21 protein-coding genes are annotated in these 22674 nt (G+C 59.1%); 3 read left to right on the top strand and 18 right to left on the bottom strand.

All coding sequences use genetic code 11. The annotated features are described in order from the left end of the window. Positions 1 to 4: 4 nt before the first annotated feature. The 3 genes from Q7T36_RS05710 to Q7T36_RS05700 form a co-directional block, all read right to left on the bottom strand. A complete protein-coding gene (locus Q7T36_RS05710; protein WP_304844949.1) occupies positions 5 to 1606 on the bottom strand; it encodes a hypothetical protein in 1602 nt (533 codons plus the stop codon). A gap of 72 nt (positions 1607 to 1678) precedes the next feature. Then, positions 1679 to 4945 carry a hypothetical protein gene (locus Q7T36_RS05705; RefSeq protein ID WP_304844947.1) on the bottom strand — a complete coding sequence of 1089 codons (3267 nt, stop codon included), beginning with the start codon at positions 4943 to 4945 and terminating at the stop codon, positions 1679 to 1681. Further along, on the bottom strand, positions 4942 to 5871 hold the full coding sequence (locus Q7T36_RS05700) for a hypothetical protein (RefSeq protein ID WP_304844945.1): 930 nt from the start codon (positions 5869 to 5871) through the stop codon (positions 4942 to 4944). The genes Q7T36_RS05705 and Q7T36_RS05700 overlap by 4 nt, the downstream gene beginning before the upstream one ends. A gap of 237 nt (positions 5872 to 6108) precedes the next feature. On the opposite strand from Q7T36_RS05700, the gene Q7T36_RS05695 reads away from it, so the two are divergent. Next, positions 6109 to 6240, top strand: coding sequence for a hypothetical protein (locus tag Q7T36_RS05695; protein ID WP_304844943.1), 132 nt, complete (start codon positions 6109 to 6111; stop codon positions 6238 to 6240). 69 nt (positions 6241 to 6309) lie between these two features. Next, positions 6310 to 6795, top strand: coding sequence for a potassium channel family protein (locus Q7T36_RS05690; RefSeq protein WP_304844941.1), 486 nt, complete (start codon positions 6310 to 6312; stop codon positions 6793 to 6795). Positions 6796 to 6838: 43 nt separating this feature from the next. Here the strand turns inward: Q7T36_RS05690 and lysS are convergent, their stop codons facing one another. From lysS to rpsP, 11 genes are all read right to left on the bottom strand, one after another. Continuing rightward, complete coding sequence (gene lysS, locus Q7T36_RS05685) at positions 6839 to 8377, bottom strand: lysine--tRNA ligase (protein WP_370690058.1); 1539 nt, start codon at positions 8375 to 8377, stop codon at positions 6839 to 6841. A 7-nt stretch (positions 8378 to 8384) separates the two neighbouring features. Further along, a protein-coding gene (gene prfB, locus Q7T36_RS05680) for a peptide chain release factor 2 (RefSeq protein WP_304844936.1) occupies positions 8385 to 9480 on the bottom strand; the annotation gives its coding sequence in 2 pieces (ribosomal slippage) (positions 8385 to 9407 and positions 9409 to 9480; 1095 coding nt in all). 42 nt (positions 9481 to 9522) lie between these two features. Further along, positions 9523 to 11259, bottom strand: a complete 1737-nt coding sequence (gene recJ / locus Q7T36_RS05675) for a single-stranded-DNA-specific exonuclease RecJ (protein WP_304844934.1) — start codon at positions 11257 to 11259, stop codon at positions 9523 to 9525. 108 nt (positions 11260 to 11367) lie between these two features. Next, the gene (thrC, locus tag Q7T36_RS05670; protein WP_304844931.1) at positions 11368 to 12519 is read right to left on the bottom strand and encodes a threonine synthase; all 1152 of its coding nucleotides are present in this window, start codon (positions 12517 to 12519) and stop codon (positions 11368 to 11370) included. Between the two features lie 57 nt (positions 12520 to 12576). Next, positions 12577 to 13881: a homoserine dehydrogenase gene (locus tag Q7T36_RS05665; RefSeq protein ID WP_304844929.1), complete on the bottom strand. Its 1305-nt coding sequence runs from the start codon at positions 13879 to 13881 to the stop codon at positions 12577 to 12579. Between the two features lie 152 nt (positions 13882 to 14033). Then, a complete protein-coding gene (locus tag Q7T36_RS05660) occupies positions 14034 to 14873 on the bottom strand; it encodes a DsbC family protein (protein WP_304844927.1) in 840 nt (279 codons plus the stop codon). Positions 14874 to 14943: 70 nt separating this feature from the next. After that, the gene (gene xerD, locus Q7T36_RS05655; RefSeq protein ID WP_304844925.1) at positions 14944 to 15900 is read right to left on the bottom strand and encodes a site-specific tyrosine recombinase XerD; all 957 of its coding nucleotides are present in this window, start codon (positions 15898 to 15900) and stop codon (positions 14944 to 14946) included. A 68-nt stretch (positions 15901 to 15968) separates the two neighbouring features. Next, complete coding sequence (rplS, locus tag Q7T36_RS05650) at positions 15969 to 16337, bottom strand: 50S ribosomal protein L19 (protein ID WP_304844923.1); 369 nt, start codon at positions 16335 to 16337, stop codon at positions 15969 to 15971. A 63-nt stretch (positions 16338 to 16400) separates the two neighbouring features. Continuing rightward, entirely contained in the window at positions 16401 to 17180 is a 780-nt protein-coding gene (gene trmD, locus Q7T36_RS05645; protein ID WP_304844921.1) for a tRNA (guanosine(37)-N1)-methyltransferase TrmD, read from the bottom strand. A 22-nt stretch (positions 17181 to 17202) separates the two neighbouring features. After that, positions 17203 to 17739 (bottom strand): ribosome maturation factor RimM, encoded by a 537-nt coding sequence (gene rimM, locus Q7T36_RS05640; protein ID WP_304844919.1) that lies wholly within the window; start codon positions 17737 to 17739, stop codon positions 17203 to 17205. 6 nt (positions 17740 to 17745) lie between these two features. Further along, positions 17746 to 17988 carry a 30S ribosomal protein S16 gene (gene rpsP / locus Q7T36_RS05635; RefSeq protein ID WP_304844917.1) on the bottom strand — a complete coding sequence of 81 codons (243 nt, stop codon included), beginning with the start codon at positions 17986 to 17988 and terminating at the stop codon, positions 17746 to 17748. A 151-nt stretch (positions 17989 to 18139) separates the two neighbouring features. Here rpsP and Q7T36_RS05630 point away from each other — a divergent pair, with 151 nt between their 5' ends. Beyond that, positions 18140 to 18925 carry a hypothetical protein gene (locus Q7T36_RS05630; protein WP_304844915.1) on the top strand — a complete coding sequence of 262 codons (786 nt, stop codon included), beginning with the start codon at positions 18140 to 18142 and terminating at the stop codon, positions 18923 to 18925. Here the strand turns inward: Q7T36_RS05630 and Q7T36_RS05625 are convergent. From Q7T36_RS05625 to Q7T36_RS05610, 4 genes are read right to left on the bottom strand one after another with little or no spacing between them, the layout of a single operon-like run. Further along, entirely contained in the window at positions 18888 to 20156 is a 1269-nt protein-coding gene (locus tag Q7T36_RS05625; RefSeq protein ID WP_370690061.1) for a TRAP transporter large permease, read from the bottom strand. The two genes, Q7T36_RS05630 and Q7T36_RS05625, sit on opposite strands and share 38 nt — an antisense overlap. Before the next feature lie 5 nt (positions 20157 to 20161). Then, a complete protein-coding gene (locus Q7T36_RS05620) occupies positions 20162 to 20638 on the bottom strand; it encodes a TRAP transporter small permease (RefSeq protein WP_304844911.1) in 477 nt (158 codons plus the stop codon). An 11-nt stretch (positions 20639 to 20649) separates the two neighbouring features. Then, the gene (gene dctP, locus Q7T36_RS05615) at positions 20650 to 21648 is read right to left on the bottom strand and encodes a TRAP transporter substrate-binding protein DctP (RefSeq protein ID WP_304844909.1); all 999 of its coding nucleotides are present in this window, start codon (positions 21646 to 21648) and stop codon (positions 20650 to 20652) included. A 48-nt stretch (positions 21649 to 21696) separates the two neighbouring features. Next, positions 21697 to 22527, bottom strand: a complete 831-nt coding sequence (locus tag Q7T36_RS05610) for a TRAP transporter TatT component family protein (protein ID WP_304844907.1) — start codon at positions 22525 to 22527, stop codon at positions 21697 to 21699. Positions 22528 to 22674: the final 147 nt, after the last annotated feature.

The following is a 22674-nucleotide window of genomic DNA, read 5'->3' as shown; positions in this document are numbered from 1 at the left end:
CTCCTCAATACTGGACGTTAAGCCCGAGTGACAGGCTGTTTTCACGGAAGTTCAGGGCATTGACCGCAGCCGGGTCATAGCGGAAGTCATTGACCAGCGCCCGGGCAAACAGCATGCCCTGCCACTCTCGCAACGAGTCCGGTCGCCAGTAGACGTTCAAGTTGGCATAAGCCTTCTGCGAGTCGGTGCCGGCGCTCTTGTCCAAGCGGTTCTCGCCAATTTTCAGGTTGGAGGTGACTTTCCACGACGGTACGTCACAGCCCAGACCGGCGGAATATTCGACGATGCGGTCGGTGGCGCGCGGGGCAGCCAGTTCGTCACGGTTATTCCACGTCCCCAAGTACAGCACGGGTTTCAACACCACACTGCTTACAGTATGGCGGCTGCTGAGGCTGGTATTGGCGGTGACTTCACGGGCGTCACGGGCGTTTGTGGTCTTGTAGAAGGTTGTTCCCAGATTGGTTTCACTGTCCAGGTCACCAAAGCGGTCCCGGTAATTGGCATTGAGAAACTGGTCACGGGTGGTTACCGTGCTATTCTCCGAGCGGTCCAGTTTGTAGGACAGCGTGCCGGAGGCATATTGACGCCCGCCCAGTCGCCGCACCGTCACTTCCACTTCCGGTCGGGTGTAGTTGGTGCGCAGCGCCTTCTGACCGTCCAGGTTGTCATGAAACCACAGGGCTCCGAAATTCCAGGTGACATCACGGGTGTGCTTGTAACGCCATTTCGCCTTGAACTTCTCGCGGTCCGCCGTGGCGGAACCAGCCAGCGTCACATAATCGGGAGCCACGCGTTCGTATTCCAGGCTGACGCGGCTGGGATCGGCATCCCCCACCGCCTCCAATCGCAAGGCATTGCCGTTGGTCTTGACCACAACCCCGGCCGCGGGCTCTTCCTCATAGCCGGAAAACGAGGTTTCCGCACGAATCGTCAGTCCGGGAATGGGCCGGTATTCGGCATCCAGCGTCGCGGTATGGCCCTTCAGTCGCGAAGCCCCCGGCTGCACATTGCCGTCCGAGGTTTGCACCGCGCTGACACCCACCGCCACCTCATCACCAAATGCCTGCTTCGCCCGCGCGCCCGTCACCCGGCGCTCCAGCGTCGGGGTATCCCAGAGGTTGTCCCAACGCGAGACGGCCAAGCCATGCAACACTGTCAATTCAGGGCCGCCGGGATTGGCGCTGTCGGCGTAGCGCCAGGAGCCCCCCTTGACCGCGGCGTTCAACGCGTACTGGGAAAAGGACTCGAAGGTATCGCCCAACGTCACCGTATGCACGTTGTTGCTGAGCTTGCCTTGCAGGTTGGTCAGCGTCAGGCCTTGGACATCATTCCGGTTATCATCCGTGGCCTTGGCGCCCAGGTTAAAGCGGTAATCATAGCCGCCCAGCGCGCCGCCACCGTTGATACCCAGAACGTTCAGGTAGCGCGCGCCTTCCGTCAGTGAGGACTGCCGGTCGCCAGGCCCGCTGACATCACTGGCGGTCACGGCGAATTCGTTGGAAACGTGAACCTCCTGCTGCGCCTGCGCACCACCGGCCACGGCCAGCATGGCCAAGGCCAGCCGACAGGGACGAAAACCGGGCAACCCGGTTGTACGGTTGGTCATGCTATTCCCCTCTCAATAATAACCGCTCTTTTTATAAGTGTACTCCCCGGTCGACGGGGATGCCACGACAGGCTACTCCACCGTCCAGAACCGACCGCCCGGTGTGCTGAGAATGCGGACGCGGCCCCGGCTGTCACGCCCCACCTCTTCCCGCACCGCAGACTTCTCGACATGACGGATATCCGCGCTGTACATACGACTGATGATGCTGAGGTCATAAGTAGCCATCATGCGGCCGCCCATGCCGGGCTGGATCTGGAGATTACTGATCTCATAACGGATCTCGTCAAACGCCGTAAAGGTCCGCCGCAGGTTGGCGCTCAGGTCGGACAGCGAGGTGCCATCGCCCGCCTGCCAGGCGTCGGCCAGAAAACTCAACACCCGGGACTCGTCGCGCGCCTCGTAGGCTTGCCGGAACTGCTCGTACATGGCCCGGACTTCTTGCGGGAAGGCGTCCTGCAAACGCTTTTCTTCGACCAGCCGCGCTTGCTCGGCAGCGAGGCGCGCTTTCTCGGCGGCCTCGAATCTTTGCTGCGCCTCTTCGGAAGCGCGGCGGTCACGCTCCTGACGCTCCAGCCACTGCTTCTGGGCCGGACGATACCCAAGCACCAAGTCATCCAGTTGGGCCGCCACGCTGTTATTGGGGGGAACCAGCAGGGTCTTGAGGCTATCAACCTTCATCTCCAGATAGCGACTCAGCCAACTGTACGCCCCCTGGAACCGAGCATGATCCTCCGCCACCAGCCCCCGTGCAGGAGGCGACATTTTCCCCCAGGTTTCAAATAGCGGCTGCGCCTCACGAAGCACCTCTTCCTGAGCTCCCTGCAGCGGCAGGCGCTCAGCCGCAGCAAGACCATCATATTGTTCACACAGCGCCCGCAGGCCGGTCCAGTCAGCTTCAATCGGCTTGACTATCGCTTCACTGACTGGCGCAAACCAGCCGCTGCCGTTCCCCCGAGCCTGTACATAGGGCTTCATCTCCTCGCGGATACGGTTCAGCAGCAGCGTCTGGGCCGCATAGAGCTTCTGCCACGGAAACATGCCGTCCAGCGGTTGCCAGCGCGCCCAGGGCAAGGCCGCAAATGCCTCAGGCCTGATATAGCGACCCGCTTCGGCACCAAGCGCCGCCCATGTCGGTTCAGCAAATTCACGTCGCAGCACGACCTCGGGCGAGCCGGGTCGGGGGGCATACAGCCCCGCCCCGGACACTTTCAGGCTGATCCGCCCCAGCCGCGCCTCCGCAGGGGCCAGCCGGTACCGGTACAATTCTGCCTGGTCGACATGGAATTTCAGTTCTTCCGCCTTGGCCGCGAAACGTTCGGCCACCCCGTTCCAGTCCGCCTTGGCGGCCTCCGCCAGATATGGCGGCTCCTCATAGCGGAACAACTTGCTCACATACTCAGCGAATCGTGCCTCACGGGCTGCTGTTTCCGCCGAGTCCGGCTCGAAAGGCGACTGGTAGGAGGCGCACCAGAAACAAATATGGAATCGCCCTGTGCGCGGGTAATTGATGACCTTGCCATAGCGGGCCAGCTGCGCATCCAGCTCACTCTCACCGGTATTCAGCAAAGTGCGCACCTCCGCCATGACGGACTGATACGCCTGATAGCCATCGCGCGCCTCCTTTCCGGACTGGCGGACCGCTTCCGCCTGCGCCAGCAGGTGATTGCGCAATTGCTCGACATTATTGCCCCACTCCATCGCCTTGGTGACGTCAGCATCCAGATTTTCAGCCGTCTGGCGGTACGTGTTGAACGAACCGGGAATGCGGTCCTGCCCCGCGCGCAGACCGGCCATGGCGTCGCCAATCCGCAACTGCCATTGCGAGTATTCGCGCCAGAACTCGCCGGTACGATAGTTGACGGCGGTTTCAACCTTGCGCGTAAAACGGTATTCGACCGACTCCACCGCCCAGCTGATCTGATGCAGCCTGACCAGCTCGCGATACGGAGCGATCAGCGCCTGCCCATAGGGCCGCAGGATGTTTTCGGAGGCCTTGACCTCGTTATTCCAGGCCGCTCCAATCCGGTCGGAAGCGGCGTAGAAGGCATCATCCAGACCCCGCCTGTGATAGGCGCTCCAGAGGGCATTCCACGCAGCGGAGGCGCGTTGACCGGCTTCGGAATAACGCACCCAATGCTGCTGCTCCGCCTTGCGATAATCCGCCATTTTCAGGTCATACTGCTTCTGCAACGGCAATATCTTGCCGCTGATGTCCTTCAACCAGTCGGAAATCAATACGTAGTAATTGTCGGGATCACCACCGTCTTCCACAGCCTTTGCATAGGAGTCCATCTGCCCGACAATCGCGTCCACCTCACCAGACCACTCTCCGGGCTGAAGGGGCGCAATCGGGGTCATGCCGAAAATCCAGGTCCCCAGGGCAATGACATGCTTCGGCCTTGAGGCCTCCTCGCGGGCTTCCTGCAAAAGCTTGTCCTGCTGCGCCTGAAAAGCGTTGCGCGCCTGTTCATCCAGTCCGTCCGAGGCTTTGCGGACCGCCAGCCGGTACTCCTCCATCCGCTTCTGGTTCTTGTCCAGCATCTGTTCAATTTGCTGCATTTCCCGGACACCATCGGTCAACCCCTGCAGCCCTTTTTCCACATCCTGCCGGCGACGCTGCAGTACCTCCAGCATGCCGGTCAGCGCCTTGCCCTGCTGCGCCATTGACTCCGCGCCATAATAGAGGTTGATCATGGCATTAAAGGTAGAGACCCCACCATAGACCAGCCCCGCAGCAGCCAGTCCCGGCGGGCCAAAATACGCCCCCAGCACAATCACCCCGGCCTCGCCCGCCAATTGCTTTTCATCCGGCAGAAATCCCTCCAGGGTGTCACCAACCAACTCCCGGCTGGCACCCAACAGCCTCTGATCCACTTTCGCCCGCATGGCGTTAAGCTTCAGCAACTTGCCGCGTTCCTTGTTGGCCTGTTCAATCAACTCTCGTTTCTTGTTACGGGCCTGCGCCAGATTGCCCTCAAAGGGATGCCCCAGCGTGACTTCAGGCAAGCGGTAAGACGGGTTAAACCGCAACAGGATGCCCGCGCTGCGACTCATTTGCTCCCGGGAATTCTCTATGGTTTTGCCTAAGGCATCCATTTTTAGGTCGACAACTTCCCATGCCCGAATTTCGCCGTAATTAGCCCCCATTGCTTCGTTCAGCGCCTGCCCCACCGCAGCCTCATCCAGCCGAATGAGGTCATGGCTGCTGCGCAGATCAGCCTCGGCCTGCACATAATCGGCATAGTCATCAGCCTGAGCCAGCCCTCCGGACAACAGCAGCACCCCAAGAAAACAGATCGTCAGCATCTGGCGAAGACATCTACGAAGTCGCTTCATGGCTTCACCCCCGGTGCCTGCCAGATCACGGCGTCGCCTAGCGTCAGCAGGGTTTTCTCCAACTCCTCAGCCGGATTAGTCCCCGAAAGCGACAGGGTGTAGACACGTTGGCCATGCCGCAGCGCCAGCACCGCCATGGAAGTCCGGACTTGACCGGCGCTGACCGAGGCCATGGCCACCCAGCCACCGTCAGCGCCGGGTAGAGGACGCACCTGCAACACCGGAGCGTCAAGCCAAGGAGGAAGCGCCACGCCCGACGGCGCTGACTTGAGAAAATCCTGTTGCTGTCTTGCCAGGACTGCACGTTGCGCGATGGCGGCATCCGTGAACATCCCCTGCGGCATGGCAGCCCGGATATGGGTCATTACCAAGGCCTTCAAGTCAGCCGCCGCTTGCGCCTGGATCACCAGCGTCATCGGCTCCGCCAGCCGCGACAAGCCATCCGTATTCCGCTGCCATCCCGGCGGCGGCAACAGCCAGAGATTTTCCACCTTCACGGCACGCTTTTCCATGCGCTGCAACGCCGTCTCCAGCAGAGGCCCTTTCATCCCCTGCTGGCGGGCGGACAAATAGGCCTTAAGCGCCAAGCCGTCCTCCCCAGCCTGCTCACGAGCATGCCCCAGACGGAACAGGTTTTCCGCAGAGGGTTTCCTCGCCACCACCGCCATCAAGAACGCATCCGCCAACCGGAATTGCCTGCTTTGCAGCAGCAGGCGCACCGCCTCTCGCGCCAAGTCGTCATCTCCGGGAAACCGGCCTGCGCCCCGCAGGGCTACTGAAGCCGCCCCCGCGACATCCCCAGACTTTTCCAAACCGGTCACCCAGGCAAGCACGGCGGAGGCAGAGTCCTCACTCCACACGCTTTCAGGGCTTGGTGATACCACGGCGGCCGCGGCCGCCTGATCCGCCTGACAGACAGAAACCATGACCGCCATCAGCAAGAAGGCGGCCCTGAGCAATGTTTGACATACAACTGGTTGGGAACCATTCATCAGTCAGGCACTCCGGAGCGGGAACTCATCAACAATGTTGCTATCATTCTTATCATAAACCCCTAAACAGCCTGCCTGACCAGCAACCCCATATTATTTGAGGGGTCATTGCGTTTATTGGACGATCGTACTAGACTTCATTCAAGTACAAAAACCGACCGGAGCACCGGTATGAACATGCTTCTGCAATGGGAACAACAACTGCTGACCCAGATCCGCACGGTGCTGCTCATTCTGGCGGAAGCCGACCTTCCTGAAAGCTGGCAGGCACAGGCAGAAAATCAGGTTGAGAATCCGGAATAAGCCGCTTGTCGCCTTGACCGCATCCTCTCTAGAATAGCCACTTACAATTCTTTGCCCTTTGACGGCTAAATGACCTCTGAATTCAGCTTTATTGTCGCCACGGCTGTCGGCATCCTGCTGGTGCTGGCCACCGTCATGGTGCACTACGAAGCCTTGCGCCTGATCTCCCTGTTGCTGCCGCACCTCAAAATGCAGCCGCGACTGCGTATCCTGGTGGTCATCTATGGCGTCATCCTCGCCCATACCATTGAAGTCTGGATTTTCGCCTTTTCTTATTACCTGCTTAGTGAACATTTATCGCTAGGCACCTTTCACGGCCTGCCGACCACCCATTTCTTCGACTACGTCTATTTTTCGGTGGTGGTCTATACCTCGCTGGGTTTCGGTGACCTGCTGCCCTTGCAGCATGTGCGGCTCATTGCCGGCATGGAAGCCCTGCTCGGTCTGGTCATGATTGGCTGGTCCGCCTCTTTCACCTACCTGATGATGGAACGGTTCTGGAAGGACCACCCCGGCCACCCCAATCACGCCTCCAAAAAAGACCCGCCCCATTAAGCAAAAACCCCGCACTCGGCGGGGTTCTTGTTTCTGCAATTGATCAGGCTTCCGGACGCATGTGCGGGAACAGGATCACGTCACGGATCGACGGTGCGTTGGCAAACAGCATCACCAACCGGTCGATACCTATGCCCTCACCCGCCGTCGGCGGCAGGCCGTATTCCAGTGCGCGGATGTAGTCGGCGTCGTAATGCATCGCCTCATCATCGCCCGCATCCTTCTCGGCCACCTGCTGCATGAAACGCTCGGCCTGGTCAATCGGGTCGTTCAGCTCGGAGAAGCCGTTGGCGATCTCGCGACCGCCGATGAAGAACTCAAAGCGGTCGGTGATGAATTCGTTGTCATCGTTGCGGCGGGCCAGCGGTGACACTTCGGCCGGATATTCGGTAATGAAGGTCGGCTGGCGCAATTGCGTCTCCACCGTTTCCTCGAAAATCAGCGTGTGCAGCTTGCCGATGCCCCAGATCGACTTCACCGCCATCTTCAGCTTGGTGCGCACGATTTCGGCAGCCTGCTCATAGTCCCACAACTGTTCGCGGGTCAGATCCGGGTTGTATTTCAGGATCGAATCCACCATCGACAAGCGCTCGAACGGCTTGCCGAAGTCGAACACTTCGCCTTGATACTCGATCAGGGTGCGTTCGGCTTCCGGCTTGTCCTTGAACACCTCCATCGCCACGGTGCGCAGCATTTCCTCGGTCAGGTCCATCAGGTCGCGGTAATCCGCATAGGCCTGATAGAACTCGATCATGGTGAATTCCGGGTTGTGGCGAGCGGACACGCCTTCGTTGCGGAAGTTGCGATTGATTTCGAACACACGCTCGAAACCGCCCACCACCAGCCGCTTCAGGTACAGCTCCGGCGCAATGCGCAGGAACAGCGGCATGTCGAGGGCATTATGGTGGGTGTGGAAGGGCTTGGCCGCCGCACCGCCGGGAATGACATGCATCATCGGCGTTTCCACTTCCATGAAATCGCGGCCGGCCATGAAGCGGCGGATCCCGTCAATCACCTGCGAACGGATGCGGAAGGTCTTGCGGGTATCCTCGCTGACAATCAGGTCGACGTAGCGCTGGCGGTACTTCATTTCCTGGTCGGCCATGCCGTGGAATTTGTCCGGCAGCGGACGCAGCGCCTTGGTCAGCAGGCGCAGTTCTTCCACGTGCAGCGACAGTTCGCCGGTCTTGGTCTTGAAGACATAACCCTTGGCGCCGACGATGTCACCCATGTCCCATTTCTTGAACGCGGCATAGGTGGCTTCACCAATGGCATCGCGGGAAATGTACAGCTGGATGCGGCCGGACATGTCCTGGATGGTAGTGAAACTGGCCTTGCCCATCACCCGCTTCAGCATGATGCGGCCGGCCAGCGCGAAATACTGCTTGTCGGCTTCCAGCGCCTCGTTGTCCGGCTCGGCAAAACGGCTTTGCAGGGCGGCGGCATAGGCGTCACGGCGGAAATCGTTGGGGAAGGCGTTGCCCTGTTCCCGCATCTCCGACAGCTTCTGCTTGCGCTCGGCGATCAGCTTGTTTTCGTCAACGGCGGGCGCGGCGTTCGGGGTGTTGTCGGTCATGGTCATCTCGTGGTTACAGTCCCATCTTCAGGGAGGCTTCAATAAACGCATCCAGGTCGCCGTCCAGCACCGCATCCGGACGCGAATGCTCGATGTTGGTCCGCAGATCCTTTACCCGCGACTGGTCCAGCACGTAGGAACGGATCTGGCTGCCCCAGCCGTTCTCGGACTTGGTTTCTTCCAGCGCCTGCTTGGCCGCGTTCTTCTTCAGGATTTCCAGCTCATACAACTTGGCGCGCAGCAGCTTCCAGGCGCGGTCGCGGTTGGCGTGCTGCGAACGTTCGTTCTGGCAGGCCACCACGGTGTTGGTCGGCACGTGGGTCAAGCGCACGGCGGAGTCGGTCTTGTTGATGTGCTGGCCGCCCGCACCGGAAGCGCGGTAGGTATCAGTGCGGACATCAGATGGGTTGATGTCGATTTCGATATTGTCGTCAACTTCCGGTGACACGAACACGGCGGCAAACGAGGTATGGCGGCCGTTGCCCGAATCGAACGGCGACTTGCGCACCAGGCGGTGTACGCCGGTTTCGGTACGCAGCCAGCCGAAGGCATAGTCACCTTCCACGCGGATGGTGCAGCTCTTGATGCCCGCCACTTCACCGTCGGACACTTCCATCAACTCGCCTTTGAAGCCGTGGCGTTCAATCCAGCGCAGGTACATGCGCATCAGCATGCCGGACCAGTCCTGGGCCTCGGTGCCGCCCGCGCCAAACTGGATGTCGACGAAGCAATTGCTGGGGTCCATTTCATTGCTGAACATGCGGCGGAATTCGAGGTCGGCTACCATCTTCTCGGCAGAATCGAGTTCGGCCTGCACGTCTTCCAGCAGCGATTCGTCATCGGCTTCCACGGCCAGATCCAGCATCGCCTGGGCGTCGGTCAGCTGCACCGTCAGCTTGTCGAGTACGCCGACGCTGTTTTCCAGGGCCGAACGCTCCTTGCCCAGCGCCTGCGCTTCCTCGGGGTTGTTCCAGATGGCGGAATCTTCCAGGGTCCTCAGGACTTCTTCCAGACGCTCTTTCTTGAGGTCGTAGTCAAAGATACCCCCGGAGCGTGTTTCCACGCTCGGCGAGGTCTTTAATGTGGCGGACGTAGGGATTGATTTCCATGACGGTCTACAAGCTGCGAAAAAATAAGGGGCGGATTTTAACCTAAATCGGCCGTGGCTCCCAATACTCCACCCGCATCTGCAGGCGGCTTTCTCCACGAAAGGTGTTCACATCCAGCCGATAGGCCAGCAAAAGCCGTTCCGGCGGCTCGTGCCAGTCCACCATGTCGGTGTTGAAGGCTATTGCTTCCAGCATCGGGCCGTGACCGGGATGCTTCAGTGTCAGCTTCATGTGCTTCTCCTTCAGCACGCGGTGATCCACCCGGATGAACTCACCAGTGAACAGCGGCTCGGGGAACGCCTGCCCCCACGGCCCGCCCTGCCGCAGTTGTTGCGCCAGCCCCAGCGACAGGTTCGCGGGTTCCAGCTCGCCGTCCGTGAACAGGGACGCGGTCAGTTGCTCCTCGGTCGCCACCTCGGCCACCGCCTCGCGAAAACGCTCGCTGAATTCGAAAAAATTGTCCGCCGGAATCGTCAGCCCAGCCGCCATCGCATGACCGCCGAAATGGGTGATCAGGCCGGGATGCTGCGTCGCCACCCGCTCGATGGCATCCCGCAAGTGGATGCCGGGAATGGAGCGCGCCGAGCCCTTGATGGTCAGGCCGCTGTCGTCGGCCGGGGCAAAAACGATGCACGGCCGGTGGAAACGGTCCTTCAGCCGTCCGGCGACAATACCGATCACGCCCTGATGCCAGCCCGGTTCGTAGAGCGTCACCGCACAGGGCAGGGTTTCCGGCGCCCAGTCCAGCCGATCTAGGATGCGCAAGGCTTCCAGCTGCATGGACGACTCAATCTCGCGGCGCTCGATGTTCAGCGCATCCAGTTCTTCCGCCAGTTGCTGCGCCACCACCGGCGAGTCCGCCAGCAGGCATTCGATGCCGTGCGCCATGTCATCCAACCGCCCCGCCGCATTCAGGCGCGGTGCAATGGTGAAGCCCAGATCATCCGCCTGCAAGGTCGACAGCTCGCGCTTGCCCACCCGCAGCAGTGCGGCAATGCCGGGGCGGCATTTGCCCTGCCGGATACGTTCCAGCCCCTGCGCCACCAGGATGCGGTTGTTGAAGTCCAGCGGCACCACATCGGCCACCGTGCCCAGCGCCACGATATCGAGGTAATCACTCATATTCGGTGCGGTACGGCCTTCAAACCAGCCCTGCCCTTTCAGGTGCGTCACCAGACTGGCCAGCAGATAGAACACCACGCCCACCCCGCACAGGTTCTTGCTGGGGAAGGCGCAATCGGGTTGGTTGGGGTTGAGGATGGCGTCGGCATCCGGAATATCCTTGCCGGTCAGGTGGTGGTCGGTGATCAGCACCTGCACCCCGGCAGCCTTCGCCAGCGCCACGCCTTCACGGCTGGAAATACCGTTATCGACGGTGATGATCAGCTCGGGGCGTTTCTCCTTCAGCGCCACCTCGACAATCTCCGGCGTCAGGCCATAGCCGAATTTGAAACGGTTCGGGACGAGATAGTCCACGTACTGCGCCCCGATCGCCCGCAACGCCAGCACCGCCAGCGCCGTGCTGGTTGCACCGTCGGCATCAAAGTCCCCCACAATCAGGATGCGCTTCTGTTCCCGCAAGGCGCCCGTCAGCAATTCCAGCGCCGCCGGCAGCCCTTTCAACTGGCCGGGCGATGCCAGCCCCTTCAGCTTGTGCTGCAAATCCTCGGGAGACTGCACCCCGCGCGCGGCATACACCCGCGCCAGCACCGGGTGCAGGGACTGCAGTGCTGTGGGAATGGCGGGTACGGGGCGGATTTTCAGCAACTTGGGTGGCATGACAGCAAAGACCTGAGGCGGAAAGCCCTGTTAGTAGTTATTCAACGTCCGGAATGCAGAGGGGCGCGATCACTCGCGCCCCTCTGCCACAGCATCCGTCAGGAACGATCAGAGCTTCATCGCCTGCAGAATCGAATCACGCACTTGCGCCAGTGTCGCATCAATGGTCAGCAGCGTGGCGCTGTTCTGGCATTGCTGGATAGCGGTATCCGGATCCTTCAGACCGTTGCCGGTCAATGTGCAGACGATCGTGGAGCCTTCCGGAATACGGCCGTTCTTGATGTCACGGATGGCGCCACCGATCGAGGCTGCCGACGCCGGTTCGCAGAAAATGCCTTCGTACATCGACAGCATGCGCTGGGCGTCCAGGATGTCCTGGTCCGCCAGTTCGTCGAACCAGCCGCCGGACTCTTCCTTAACTTTCCACGCCTGCTCCCAGCTTTGCGGATTGCCGATACGGATCGCCGTGGCGACGGTTTCCGGATTGGAGACGGGGCCGCCGCGCATGAACGGCGCGGAACCGGCGGCCTGATAGCCGATCATCTTCGGACGGCTGCCAATCATCGGGCCGCCGGCATAACGGCAGTGGCCGTTGCAGAACGAACAGGATTCGGTGACTTTCTGACCGGCCGGGGTCGAGTACTCGCAGTAGCCGATCCAGTGGGCGGTGATGTTGCCGGCGTTGCCGACCGGCAGGCAGTGATAATCCGGGGCGCGACCCAGTTCTTCGACAATTTCGAAAGCGGCCGTCTTCTGACCTTGCAGGCGGAACGGATTCACCGAGTTGACGATCGTCACCGGGGCTTCCTTCGCCACTTGCTTCACCAGCTCCATGCCGTCGTCAAAGTTGCCGCGGATTTGCAGGGTGATGGCGCCATACATCATCGCCTGGGCCAGCTTGCCCATCGCAATCTTGCCTTCCGGAATCAGCACAAAGGCCTTGATCCCGGCGCGTGCGGCATAGGCGGCGGCGGCGGCGGAAGTGTTGCCGGTGGAGGCGCAGATCACGGCCTGGCTGCCTTCTTCCACGGCCTTGGTCACGGCCATGGTCATGCCGCGGTCCTTGAACGAACCGGTCGGGTTCAGGCCTTCGTACTTGACGTAGATGTCCACGTCCTTGCCAATCAGCTTGGGAATATTCTTCAGGCGGATCAGCGGGGTATTGCCTTCACCCAGCGAAATGATGCGGGTGTCGTCGGAAACCGGCAGGTGGTCGCGGTACTTGTTGATCAGGCCGGTGTAACGTTGTCCAAAGCTCATGATGGGTCTCTCATTGCGTCGTACGCTCCCCCGCTGCCGTGGGGGAGGAAAAAGTCTTCAGGCGTCCAGGGCTTCCAGACGGATACGCACCACCGGGGCGACGATATCGGTCAGGGCTTCCAGACTGCCAATGGCGCGGTTCATTTCCCGCTCAATCACCGGCTTGGTGAGAATGATCACCGGCACGGTGCCCGCCTCATGGGCGGGCTTTTGCAGAATGGCTTCAATGCTGATGCCGTTATCACTGAGGATACGGGTCACATCGGCCAGCACGCCCGGCTTGTCATTGGCTTGCAATCGCAGGTAATAGGCAGTGCGGACAGCTTCCACCGGCAGGATCGGCGTATCGGCCAATTCATCCGGCTGAAACGCCAGGTGCGGAACATAGCTGCTGTTTTCGGTATTCAGGGCGCGCACGACATCGACGATATCCGCCACCACGGCCGAACCGGTGGGGCCTGCACCTGCGCCCGCGCCGTAATACAAGGTCGGACCCACCGCATTGGACTGCACCAGCACCGCGTTCTTGACGCCGTGAACATTGGCAATCAGGCGGTCGGCGGAAATCAGCGTCGGGTGCACGCGCAGCTCAATGCCTTCCGGCGTGCGGCGGGCAATACCCAGGTTCTTGATGCGGTAACCCAGTTCCTCGGCATAGCTGACGTCTTCGCGGGTCAGCTTGGTGATGCCTTCGGTATAAACCTTGTCGAATTGCAACGGAATGCCGAACGCAATCGAGGCGAGGATCGTCAGCTTGTGCGCGGCGTCGATGCCTTCCACATCAAACGTCGGATCAGCTTCGGCATAGCCCAGCGCCTGCGCTTCCTGCAATACATCAGCAAAGTCACGACCCTTGTCGCGCATCTCGGTCAGGATGTAATTGCCCGTGCCGTTGATGATGCCGGCCAGCCACTCGATACGGTTGGCCGCCAGGCCTTCACGCAGCACCTTGATGATCGGCACGCCGCCAGCGACAGCGGCTTCAAACGCCACATACACGCCCTTGGCTTCGGCGGCGGCAAAGATCTCGTTGCCGAATTCGGCCAGCAAGGCCTTGTTGGCGGTCACCACATGCTTGCCGTTGGCAATGGCCGTCAATACCAGTTCGCGGGCCGTCGTGGTTCCACCAATCACCTCAACCACGATATCCACTTCAGGGTCATTGACCACGGCGAAGATGTCATTACTGACTTTGACACCCGTCAGATCATAGCGATTCGTATCCCGACGAATACCCACATGCGAGACCTGGATGCAGCGACCTGTACGGCGGCTGATTTCCGCCGCATTTTCTTTCAGCAAATTGAATGCACCGCCGCCGACTGTTCCCAGCCCGACTATGCCGACTTTAACCGGTTTCACCTGATCACCTGTACGATATTCCGTATTGCGGACTGTGTTGCAAGAGCCGCGATGATATAACGGATTGAAGCTAAAATGTACCTTTGGCGTCAACAGCCCCGGTCATCCCCGGAAAAACGGACTGACCGGCAAGCCATGGACAGCACCGGGAATTATTTCAGACCCAGCACCTTGACCATATCCTTGGGAGGGATGTAGCCGCCGGGCTGTTCGCCGCCTTCCGTAAAGACCGCCGGGGTGCCGCGAACGCCCAGCAGCATGCCCAGCTCATATTGCTTCTTGACCGGACTCTTGCACGCCGGACTGGTCACTGTTTGTCCCTGCTTGGACAGTGTCATGGCTTGCAAGGGATTGGCGTTACACCACACCGCCTCCAGCTTGGCGGCGGATGGGGAAGGATAACCGGCGCGAGGGAAGGCGAGATAGCGGACTTCTATACCCGACTGATTGTATTCCCCGATCTCGGCGTGCAGCTTCCGGCAATACCCGCAGTCAATATCCGTAAATACATAAACGGCGGCCTTGCGCGGCCCCTTGGCCGGATAAACAATCATTTCGCTCATGGGAATTTCCGACAGCGCCAGCTTGCGCTCCGCCGTCAGCATAGCCTCGGTTTCGTTGACCATTTGCTTGCCGTCAATGCGGATCAACTCCCCTTGCAGCATGTACTTACCGTCCGGGCTGACGTATGCGGGGCCAAAGCCCTTGACCCGCAATTCATAGAGGCCGGGATAAGGCGACGGACGCAGCGTCTCGATCACCAGTTCCGGAGCCGCCACCTTCAAGGCTGAGCGGATGTTTTTTTCCGCCAGTTCCGCCGAACTCATATCTACCGCCTCAGCCGCCGCCGGCGCAGTCGAAGCAGGCTCTTGCGCGGCCGCCTCAGTCTTCGCGCTCTCCGTCGCAACGACCTGGGACTTCAAGGGTTTGTCATTGGGTGTGCATGCGCTTAGCAGCGTGGCCGCCAACAGTGGAAGCAATAAGTATTTCATGTCAATCTCCGGAAAATGGCTCAATTCTGGACGACGGTCCGCCCGCTTGCCGTAGCGGTTATGTATCCGGCTACCCACGGGGATGATGCTGCTCATGCAGGGATTGCAGTCTGGCCCGCGCCACATGGGTATAGATCTGTGTCGTCGCCAAATCACTATGACCCAGCAACATTTGCACGACACGCAAATCCGCGCCATGGTTCAGCAAATGTGTGGCAAACGCATGCCGCAGGGTATGCGGTGACAGCGCCTTCTCTATACCGGCCTGCCGGGCATAGCCTTTGATCGCATACCAGAAATTCTGCCGGGTCATAAAACCACCCTGGCGGCTGGGGAAAAGCGCGTCGGTCGGACGCCCTTGCACCAGAACCGGCCGCCCGTCCTTCAACCAGGCCAACAGCCAATCCCGGGCGATTTCACCCAAGGGGATCAGACGCTCCTTGCCGCCCTTCCCCCGCACCCGCAAAAAACCCTGCCTCAGATTAGGCTCATCCACTCCCAGCCCGACCAGCTCCGACACCCGCAGGCCGCAGGCATACAGCACCTCCAGCATCACCCGGTCACGCAGGCCGGTCGGTGAGCTCACCACCGGCGCCGCCAGCAAAGCCTCTACATCGGCTTCGGACAAATCCTTGGGCAAGGACCGTCCAATCCGGGGTGCGCCCAGCTTCAGCGAAGGATCGTCCGCCAGCTTGTTTTCAGCCATCATCAGCCGATAAAAATGACGCACCGCCGACAGGCAACGTGCCAGTGAACGCGGATTCGCCCCCTCATCGCTGAGCGCGGCCATGGCACCTTCCAGTTCTTCCCTGCCGATAGACGACAAGGGTGTCTCGGTCCGGGCCAGCACCCGTTTCAGGTCGGACAAATAGGCGTTCACCGTATGCGGACTCAAGGCCTCGGCAACCAGCCGGTCACGAAGCCAGGCCAACTCCTCGCCCGCCTGGCCCTCCGGCAAGACCACCGGCGCCAGGACACGGCCCCGCTGTCGACGCGACCGCACCACCGCACGGCTTTCCAATGACATTACCCGCCTCTCCACTCAAAAAAAAGGGCGACCCTTAGGGCCGCCCTTTTTTATACACCGGAAACGCCTTAGTTGGAGCGCGCCGTCAACTTTTCCTTGATACGGGCCGACTTGCCGGCGCGATCACGGAGATAGTACAGCTTGGCGCGACGCACAGCACCGCGACGCTTCACTTCAATACCGGCAACCACCGGAGAGTGGGTCTGAAAGACACGCTCAACACCCACACCGTTGGAAATCTTGCGCACCGTGAAAGCCGAGTTCAGGCCACGGTTCTTGATAGCAATGACCACGCCCTCGTAGGCTTGCAGACGCTCACGATCACCTTCCTTCACCTTGACCTGGACAATAACCGTGTCACCAGGAGCAAAGGACGGAATGTTTTGTTTCAGTTGGGCCTGTTCAATGGCCTGAATCACAGGATGTTTACCGCTCATGGCAGTTCTCCAGTACGGATGCAGAGGCTGTGAGAATAAACTCGGCGCATGCAGCTCATTTCATTACAGCCCCTCAGGGGGCTGACCGAGGGCAGTGTCGGCAGTGGCGGCTCGAAGCTCAGCCAGCAGGCGACGCTGCTCCTTGTTCAATGGCGCGGCGTCCAGAAGTTCCGGGCGACGCTCCAGTGTTCTTTTGAGGCTTTCACGCCAGCGCCAGCGCTGGATGGCGGCATGGTCACCGGACAACAGCACGGGAGGCACGGCCTCGCCATCATAAATTTCGGGGCGGGTGTAATGCGGACAATCCAGCAGGCCCTGCACAAACGAGTCCTGTTCCGCCGACTGACTGTGCCCCAACACGCCGGGAATACGGCGAATGATGGCATCCATCATGACCATCGCCGGCAGTTCGCCGCCAGAGAGAACGTAATCGCCAATGGACCATTCCTGATCCACGCAACGCCTTATCAGGCGCTCGTCCACGCCCTCGTAGCGCCCGCAGAGCAGCACAAAGCCCTGATTCTCAGCCAACTGCATAACCGCCGGCTCGTTCAGCGTTTTACCCTGAGGCGACAGGTATACCACCGGTGCCTGCAATCCCAGTTCGGCAGCCCGCGCACGCGCCGCCGCAATCGCCCTGACCAACGGCTCAACCATCATCACCATGCCGGGTCCGCCACCATAGGGGCGCTCATCAACACGACGATAATTGTCTTCCGTAAAATCCCGGGGATTCCAGGTTTCGACAAGAACGCGCCCCTGACTCACAGCGCGACCGGTCATGCCGAAATCACGAATTGGGGCAAACATTTCCGGAAACAGCGTAATGACGCCAAACCACATGGGCGACGCTCCGCCGGTCAACTCAGAAATCGGGATCCCAATCCACGACGATACGTCGTGCGGTCAGATCAACCAGTTTCACGACTTGCCCAGGCAACCAGGGAACCAAACGCTCGCGACCATCAATGGCGCCGGCAACCGCCCGGACCACCAACACATCGTTGGAGCCGGTCTCCATCATGCTGTGCACTTGGCCCAACAGACGCCCGTCCTCGAGAAACACCTGCAAGTCCAGCAGGTCGGACCAGTAATAGTCCCCTTCCTCGAGCTTCGGCAAATGGGAGCGGGAAGCCCACAGTTTCAAGCCCTTAAGCGCTTCGGAAGAGTTACGATCCTGAACCCCTTCCAGACAAGCCACCAATCCCTTTCCCTGCTCCCGCCATTCCAAGACCCGCACTTCACGCCATACACCGCCTTGACAGGCATACCATGGCGAATAGTCAAAGATATTGGTCAGCGGATCGGTATTCGCGAATATCCAGACCCAACCCTTAATGCCGTAGGCCGACTGAATGTGGCCGACTTCAACCAGGCTGTCTGGCGACGGAATACCGGCCATGCGCTATCAGACTGCAGTCGTCTTGGCCAACTGAGCCACGCGCTCGGAAGGCTGTGCACCCTGGCTGATCCAGTATTGATAACGATCTGCATCAATGCGCAGGCGCTCGGCATTGCCGCGGGCCACCGGATTGAAGAAGCCGACGCGCTCAATGAAACGGCCGTCACGGGCGCTGCGGCTGTCCGTCACAACAACCTGATAGAAGGGACGCTTCTTAGCGCCGCCACGAGCCAAACGAATAACTACCATAACTTTATCCACCAGAATGGTTAGGCCGACTAACAGCCGTAAAGGGCGATTATTCTACGGCAAAAACACTGCCGATGAAAGATACCGATTAACAAAAGATGCAGAAGTATGCTATATACCCGCCATAACGGCCCTCATGATGCCCGCCAGCATGCCAAAACTCTCCACATCCGCCTTTGCATCAACACACCATATCGCGGCGGTGCTTCTGGCTCTCGCTTGCATACCGTACATTTTCTGGTCAGCAGGCAATATGATGGCCGGCATTGCCGACTTCAAGGCACGCGCATTCATTGAGGCTTGGGAGCACCAAACCCAGCAGTCAAGCCTCCAGAACATCGAGTTTATCCCTACCGCCACCGATTTGGCGACCGCCCAGAGCTACGCCAGGAAGGCAGTGCGGACGAGCCCTCAGAACGCCGGATTTTATCAGACGCTAGGAGATGCCCTGTATTGGAACCTCAAGAACCGGGCTAGAAAAACCGGCAAAGAACCACAAAACGAGGAGATATTTGATGCCTACCGCCAAGCCATCAAGCTTCGCCCGACCTACCCGGACTATCACTTGCGGCTTGCAAGAGCCAAGATCATGTCTGGTGTATACGACCAAGAATTGACATTGGCCCTTCAGAACTCACACCGCTATGGCCCCTGGAAACCCAACATCATGTATGAAACAGTTGATCTAGGCATGTGGTCATGGCCCCATCTCGCCCCGGAAGCCCGAAAGACCGTTACAGACGTCATTGAGCAGTCGCAACGCTGGCAGCTTGACAACAAAATGAACATTCGCAACTCTGTCGGCATCTGGAACCTGATCGTCGCATACGAGCGCAAGGCTGAGATATGCCCACTCCTTTCTCGCGACAACGCTCGCAATGCTAAATTCTGCCGTTTTGCTATAAAAAAGCCAGACTCAAAGCCGGGACATACGTAATGATCAACACCGCGACCAGCAGCACCGCCAAAAATGGCAGGGTTGCGGCAGCAAGTTCCACCATAGACTTCTTGAACCGATAACCGGCAATGATCAGATTCATGCCGACCGGCGGAGTGCAATAACCAATCTCCATGTTCGCCAGAAAGATAATACCCAAATGCACCGGGTGAACACCGTAGCCATGAGCCATTGGCAGCAGCAGCGGCACCATGATCACCAGTGCTGAGAAGATATCCAGAAAACAACCCAGAACCAGCAGGAAAACGTTAAGCAACAACAGGAAGGTCCATTTGCTGTCAATGTGCGCCCGGACAAACTCAAAGAGACGGGTTGGGATTTCAGCATCAACCAGCCAATTCGTGAACGCCATCGCTACCGCGAGAATCATCAGGATTCCCCCAACCATGACCATGGCATCCCGCATCAGTCCCAACAGCCGGGCCGGTCGGATTTCCCGATAAACCAGGACACTCACCACCGTCACATACAAAGCAGTCACTGCAGCCGCTTCAGATACCGCAAAAAAGCCACCATAAATCCCACCCAATACAAAAAACGGCAGCGGCAGTTCCCATTTGGCTTCAGCCATTGCCGCGCGAAATTCTTTCCAGCAGAACTCCTGTAACGGCACCGGATTTTTGCGTGAAGTCCAGTATCCAAACAAGCTCAACAGGACAATCATCAGCAACGCAGGCAACAACCCCGCCTTGAAAACAGCATCAATCGTAACTCCGCTGCCTTGAGGAAGCTGCTGCGCAATCACCGCATATAAAATCAGCGGCAACGAGGGCGGCAACAGCAAGCCCAACGACCCCGAGGTGGTAACCAACCCCAGTGAATACTTTTCGGTATAACCCGCTTGCCGCAACGCCGGATACAAAAGTGCACCCAGAGCCACAATCGTTGCGCCGCTGGCTCCGGTAAATGCCGTAAAAAACGCACAGGTAGTGAAGGCCACGATTGCCAACCCTCCCGGCAACCAACCCAACACCGAGCGCGTCAACCGCACCAGGCGTTGCGACGTGTGCCCCTCGCCAAGAATATAACCAGCGTAGGTAAACAAAGGCAGCGCCAGCAGGATCGGGGTATCCACCACCCGGTAGATTTCCACCCCCATCACCGCCAAAGGCGTTTCGGTCTGCCAGAAACCCAGCATGGCCGCCCCGGCAAGCACGGAAAATAACGGAGCCCCCAAGAGGGCAAGCAAAACAAGCAAGCAAGCAAGCATCAACGTCATTGCCCTGCCTCCTGCTCAATCCCCAGCGCCGCCTGAACCGTATGCAGCAGGTACCGACACGCAATCAGGAGGAAGGCAACAGGCATCACTGACTCACAAGCCCATGAAGGCACTCCGGCGAAAGCCATCGTGGCTGACTCATATTCCATCAGCACGAATTCCAGTGAATACCAACTCACCAACAAACAGATGCCTGCGGTGAACAGCGAGGTCACGACCGATACTCCGCGTTTAGCCGAAGGAGCCAAAAAGCGGGTTACAACATCCACGCTAAGATGCTGACGATCACGACTGGCGACAATGGCGCCAATCAAGGCAATCCATAAAACCAATACCCGTAATAACGAGTCCGCCCACAGTATCCCGCTGTCAAAGCCGTTCCGCAAAACAATCTGGGTCACCGCCAGGAAAATCATCAGCGCCAGCAGGCTGGCCAGCAATGCATCCTCCAGCCAGTGGACTATTGCCAGCATCCGCCGCACGATCATATCTTGCGACCGCCCCTGAAGGTCTTCAGGTTTTCTTCCAGCAACTGCATAATGGCTGGCGAAACAATCCCCGCCTTGACGATGCGCTCTCCCGCCAATTGACCATCCCGCTCCCACTCAGCCACTTCCTGAGCATTGGGTTTGACTGGCTTGACCCCCTGCTTCAGCAGCGCATTCCAGGCCGCCAGATTGTCCAGCCGGTTCTGTTGATCGATTTCCCGAAAAACACGGGTCATGACCTCACGCACCACGACCTGATCGGGAGCATCAATACGGCCAAATGCTTTCTGGTCAATGGCCAGAACGCCGGCGATGTAGCTCAACGGCAGTTCGGTCACATACTTGACCTGGGTATGCCATTGCAGGGCTAATGCCCCGATAGGCGATGAGGCCACCGTATCGATAATGCCGGTCTGCAAGCCCGGCAGCACATCCGCCAGCGACAACGGAATGGGAGCTACCTGAAAAGCCTTGAGCGCCTCCGCCGATTGGGCGTCGTTATCAGGGATCCAAACTTTTTGCTTGCGCAGCTGGGCCACTGACGAAACAGGCGCGGCCTTGGTCATCGCATAGGCAAAACCAGCCTCGGCAAAACCGAAATTGATCATGCCCCCCTGCTCCAGTGAGCGCGAAAGCGCCGCGTCCATCTTGCTGCGAACATAGTCAACTTCAGCATTGTTTTTGAACTTCAACGGCATGGAATAAACCTGCACATCCTTATTAAAGTCCGCCAAGCTGCCTATGGTGACTGCTCCGCCATGCAATTGCCCGATCTTGATCTTGCTCAGCACCGCCTTGTCGTTGCCCATGGTTCCACCGGTATAGAACTTGAAGTTCACCCGGCCCTGAGTCCGCTTCTCAATCTCTGCGCCGCCACTGCGCATACGTGTCATCCACGCCGAACCATCCGGAGACAGCGTTGCAATCTTAAGCGTCATGGCATCGGCCGTTGACACAAACAACCCCAGGCAAGCAACCAGCACAAAGCGGATCATCAATACTCTCCAGAAAAGCACTTAACTGCGCGGCAAGTCCCGGGCAGGCTAAAAATAATCATCCGCTGATTTGAGCAGCAGCGCGGCTTCGCGTAGCGCCAGCATGTTACTCAACGTAAAATCACCGGCATGAGGATCGGTCGCCAGCACTTCCTGCAACAACCGATCATGCAATTCACGATCAAACACCCCGCGGGCATACTGCCGGGCGAAATACACTTTGGCCATCAGGTTCCTGCCGCCGGAAAGCGCCAATGCTTTTTCAAACTCACGCTTGCCTTCTTCCGGCCTGCCACCCAATGCCGGAGTCAGCACCGTCGCCAGCACCCCTAGATAAAGATGAGGCATCCCTTGTTCATAGCCATCATCCAGCGCAATCACCCGCTGCAGCAATGCCTCGACTCTGGCCAGATCGGCAATCGCACCCCAATCTTCGCCATGGGATTGAATCCAACCCGCCCAGGCACTTGCGGCGGCATAGAGCAGACCGGCGTCTTTTTTGCCAAACCCTTCCGTTGCCTCCTTAAGCTTATCTACAGGCAAAGACCTGGGGTCACACAGCCGCTTTTCCCGCAAGCACAAAGCCTGAAAAGCATACCGCATTGCCTTTTCATTCATGAAGGCCGCACGGGAGGGCTCCGGGACAAAGCTACCGGCATAGGCAGAGTTCAACGAGGCTGCCGCCGCCAGCACGGACGCCTGCCCGGGATTATTCCTGATCAGCGCATCCATGAGCAACAAATAGGAGGGCATCCCTTGCTCCACAATCTTGGGATCATCATTACCCTTGATTGCAGCAGCGAAATTGGCAGAAAATCCGGACAGCTTGCTTTCCACGACAGAGGCACAGCCGGTAAGCACCATGCCTGCCAGCGCCATGATACCCCACCCAAAAAAGCCCGACCGGAGACGATTGTATTTCATGCTTTATGCCGGATGGTTATGCGTATAATTGCTGCATTCTAGCAGACAGCCTTCCTCTACGACCATGGATGTTTTAGCGGCACGCCCGCTGTTTAATTGTGG

This window comes from Fluviicoccus sp., from assembly GCF_030646115.1.
GTDB lineage: Bacteria > Pseudomonadota > Gammaproteobacteria > Pseudomonadales > Moraxellaceae > Fluviicoccus.
The sequence above is the reverse complement of the archived record's forward strand: the minus strand, read 5'-3'. Positions and strand labels throughout refer to the sequence as shown.